Source organism: Nitrococcus sp. (genome assembly GCF_059432795.1).
Genome location: NZ_JBXWZQ010000139.1, coordinates 1 through 3,506, shown reverse-complemented (window position 1 = coordinate 3,506; position 3,506 = coordinate 1). Strand labels below are relative to the sequence as shown.

Annotated in this window: 4 protein-coding genes; 3 read left to right on the top strand and 1 reads right to left on the bottom strand. The window is 63.1% G+C overall.

What is annotated here, in order from left to right:
* Nucleotides 1–158 precede the first annotated feature (158 nt).
* Nucleotides 159–1,433 carry an O-acetylhomoserine aminocarboxypropyltransferase/cysteine synthase family protein gene (locus AC52Q4_RS10345; RefSeq protein WP_495536721.1) on the top strand — a complete coding sequence of 425 codons (1,275 nt, stop codon included), beginning with the start codon at nucleotides 159–161 and terminating at the stop codon, nucleotides 1,431–1,433.
* 47 nt (nucleotides 1,434–1,480) lie between these two features.
* Nucleotides 1,481–2,833, top strand: coding sequence for an MFS transporter (locus AC52Q4_RS10340; protein WP_495536720.1), 1,353 nt, complete (start codon nucleotides 1,481–1,483; stop codon nucleotides 2,831–2,833).
* Here AC52Q4_RS10340 and AC52Q4_RS10335 read toward each other — a convergent pair.
* Nucleotides 2,830–2,994: a hypothetical protein gene (locus AC52Q4_RS10335; RefSeq protein ID WP_495536719.1), complete on the bottom strand. Its 165-nt coding sequence runs from the start codon at nucleotides 2,992–2,994 to the stop codon at nucleotides 2,830–2,832. The genes AC52Q4_RS10340 and AC52Q4_RS10335 overlap by 4 nt on opposite strands.
* Before the next feature lie 213 nt (nucleotides 2,995–3,207).
* Between AC52Q4_RS10335 and AC52Q4_RS10330 the strand changes: the two genes are divergently transcribed.
* On the top strand, nucleotides 3,208–3,506 hold a 299-nt coding region (locus AC52Q4_RS10330), incomplete at its 3' end, for a DedA family protein (RefSeq protein WP_495536718.1).

The following is a 3,506-nucleotide window of genomic DNA, read 5'->3' as shown; positions in this document are numbered from 1 at the left end:
GGCCCTCGTCGAAAGCCTGGCCAAGGCCTGGCGAAGCGTGGCGGAGAAAATCGCGCCGGCCGTCGCCGCGAGCTGGTAGCAGGTGGCGATTAGGATTCGCTTACCGAGAAGGTTAGTATGGCTAGGGCCTTACGCGCCCGGAGAGCCGAGGAATCGCTGTGAAACTCGAAACCATTGCCATCCATGGCGGCTACCAGCCCGAGCCGACCACCAAGGCCGTGGCGGTGCCGATCTATCAGACCACCTCCTATGCCTTCGACAGCACCCAGCACGGCGCCGATCTTTTCGATCTCAAGGTGGCGGGCAATATCTACACCCGCATCATGAACCCGACCAACGCCGTGCTCGAAGAACGGGTCGCGCAGATGGAGGGCGGTGTCGCCGCGCTCGCGGTCGCTTCCGGCATGGCCGCCATCGAATATGCCATCGAGACCATAGCCGAGGCGGGCGATAACCTCGTCACCACCTCCAAGCTCTACGGCGGCACCTACAATTTCTTCGCCCACGGTCTGCCGCGGCGCGGCATCGAGGCGCGCTTCGTCGCACAGGATGATTTCGAGGGCATCGCCGCGCGCATCGACGAGAAGACCAAGGCCGTGTTCTGCGAGACGGTGGGCAATCCCGCCGAAAATATCGTCGATATCGAGCGTCTCGCCGAGATCGCCCACGCCCGGGGCGTGCCGCTGATCGCCGATAACACCGTTCCCTCGCCGTATCTTTGGCGGCCCATTGAGCACGGCGCTGATATCGTGGTCCATGCGCTGACCAAATACATGGGCGGACACGGCAACAGCATCGCCGGCGTGATCGTCGACTCCGGCCGGTTTCCCTGGGCGCAGCATAAGCAGCGTTTTCGGATGCTCAACGAACCGGATCCCTCGTACCACGGCGTGGTGTACACCGAGGCATTGGGCGAGGCCGCCTTTATCGGCCGGGCGCGGGTGGCGCCCCTGCGGAACACGGGTGCCGCGCTGAGCCCGTTCAACGCCTTTCTGGTGCTGCAGGGCATCGAGACGCTGCCGTTGCGGATGGAGCGCCATTGCGAGAACGCGCAGAAAGTCGCCGAGCACCTGCAGGGCCACGCGGAGGTCACCTGGGTCAACTACGCCGGACTGCCGGAGAGCCCCGATCATGCACTCGCCGAAAAATACATGAACGGCAAGGCCTCGGGCATTCTCAGCTTCGGTATCAAGGGCGGCGCGGAGGCGGGCGCCAAGTTCATCGACGCGCTCGATCTCATCGTACGGCTGGTGAACATCGGCGATGCCAAATCGCTGGCCTGCCACCCGGCCACCACGACGCACCGCCAGCTCGACGACAAGGAGCTCGAGAAAGCGGGGGTATCCAAAGACCTGGTACGGCTTTCGATCGGTCTCGAGCATATCGACGATATTCTCGCCGACATCGACCAGGCGCTTGCCGCGGCTCGATAAGCGATTGTTTCGTTGCCGGTGATTTCGTCCGCAGGAGAGCTTAGCAAGTGAACGACGTGGAAAGTGAGCGCATTGACCAAGTCGGTGGGCAAGAAGTCGACGACTCCGCCATGCGTCGGGCCATCGCGGGCGCGGCCATCGGCAACGCCCTGGAGTGGTTCGACTTCGGTGTCTACGGTTATTTCGCCGTCACCCTGGGGCACGTTTTCTTTCCGAGCCACAATCCGACGACCTCGCTGCTCTCGGCGTTCGCGGTCTTTGCGGTCGCTTTCGTGGCCCGCCCGATCGGCAGTTTGTTTTTTGGCCCCTTGGGCGACAAGATCGGCCGCAGCGGCGTGCTGGTCACGACGATCCTCATGATGTCGGCCGCGACGTTCGCGGTGGGTCTGCTGCCAAGCTACGAGGCCATCGGCATCTGGTCGCCCATCGGTTTGATCCTGCTCCGGCTGGTGCAAGGCTTTTCCACCGGCGGGGAGTACGGCAGCGCCGCGACCTTCATTGCCGAGTATGCCCCCGACAAGCAGCGCGGCATTCTGACGAGCTGGCTCGAGTTCGGCACGTTAGGCGGATACGCATTGGCGGCAATCCTGGCTGCCGTGCTCGCCGGATCGTTGTCGAGCGAGGCCATGACCTCCTGGGGCTGGCGGGTTCCGTTCCTGATGGCCGCGCCGATGGGCCTGTTCGGCTTGTACCTGCGACTCAAGCTCGAGGACAGTCCGGCATTCAAGGACGTGCAGAACGCGGGAGAGGTGGCCGAGGCGCCGTTCCGCGAGATGGTGACGGACCATTGGCGATCGCTGTTCCTGTGCATCGGCGTCGTGCTGGTCTGGAACGTGGCTTACTACACCGTGCTCAAATACATGCCGAGCTATCTCACGACCCGTTTGAACATCAGTGCGCTGCACTCCCTGCTGCTCTCGCTCGGCGTGCTGCTGGGTCTGATGGCGCTGCTGACGTTCATCGGTAAAATCTCCGATCGCATCGGGCGCAGACCGGTATTGATGGTGGCCTGCCTCGGGTTGTTGATTTTCTCGTATCCCGCCTTCGCCCTGATGCAGGGCAGCACCGGTATGGAGTTCGCCGGGCTGGCCATCATCGGCTTCTTCGTGGTGTTGCTCTCGGGCACGCTGCCTGCGACGCTGCCGGCGATTTTTTCCACCCGGGTGCGCAACGGCGGGTTCACGATCTCCTACAACATCTCCACCTCACTTTTCGGCGGCACGGCACCCTTGATGATCACTTACCTGATCTCAATCTCGGATAGCAATTACATCCCAGCCTATTACCTGATGGGCGCGGCGGCGATCGCTTTGACACCCATTCTCCTCATTCGGGAGACGGCCGGTATGCCGCTGGCCGGTGCCAAGGCACTGCACGGCTCGCGTCGGGCCGCCTATTAGTCGAGCTGACCCGCCGCGACGGCACGCTTGAGCAGCGGCCGCCATCCGGGTTCCACCGGCAAGCCGAAGGTTTCGGCCAAAACCCGATCGAGCGCATCGGCGCTTAGCTGCAAGCGCTCCGCTGCGCCCTGGGAAGCTCGGATGGTCAGACGGCAGCACATCGATCGCCTCGAACACGATCGCGGCGGGGTGGAGTTCCTGCAGCGCCCGCCGCGTCGCGATTGACGGCGTGCGCCGCCCCAGATAGCCAATTCGGGCGAAATAGGAATTAAGATCGACCTGGGACATCAAACTATGGGGATACTTACGCACGAGATCGGTCGTTTCGAACCGCCTCGTGGCCGGAAAAGGCTTGCCTGGGAGGCGTACCCGCCATGATTGACTGGATCGCTGACTTTATCGCCGTTATGGGCTACAGCGTCATCGTGCTCTTGTTGGTCCTGGAGAATGTTTTCCCTCCGATCCCAGCGGAGAACATCATGCCCCGGGCCGGTTTCGTCGCCGCGCGCGGCGATCTGAGCCTTTGGGGTGTGATCGTCGCCGGAATGGCCGGCTCGATACTCGGGGCATTCCCGTGGTATTTCGCCGGGCGTCTGCTCGGCGAGCAGCGTTTGAAGGCGTGGGCGGGGCGGCATGGCCGGTGGCTCACCGTCACGCCGGGAGATGTCGACAA